Raw genomic sequence first — 238 nt, 5'->3', positions numbered from 1 at the left:
AATTGGTACTGACCCGTACGGTCTTCGGCCGTTACCTGATCGGCATCGGCACCAACGAAGAAGCGGTGCGCCTGGCAGGTATCAATCCCAAGCCTTACAAGATCCTGGTGTTCAGCCTGATGGGCCTGTTGGCCGGTGTGGCGGCGCTGTTTCAGATTTCGCGCCTGGAAGCGGCGGACCCGAACGCAGGGTCGGGCCTGGAGCTGCAAGTGATCGCCGCCGTGGTGATCGGTGGCAC

1 protein-coding gene is annotated in these 238 nt (G+C 62.2%); it reads left to right on the top strand.

From position 1 onward, the window contains the following. On the top strand, positions 1 to 238 hold a 238-nt coding region (locus AAEY93_RS21090), incomplete at both ends, for an ABC transporter permease (RefSeq protein ID WP_502959581.1).

Source organism: Shewanella sp. CAL98-MNA-CIBAN-0140 (assembly GCF_040309905.1).
Lineage (GTDB): Bacteria > Pseudomonadota > Gammaproteobacteria > Enterobacterales > Shewanellaceae > Shewanella > Shewanella psychromarinicola.
The sequence above is the reverse complement of the archived record's forward strand: the minus strand, read 5'-3'. Positions and strand labels throughout refer to the sequence as shown.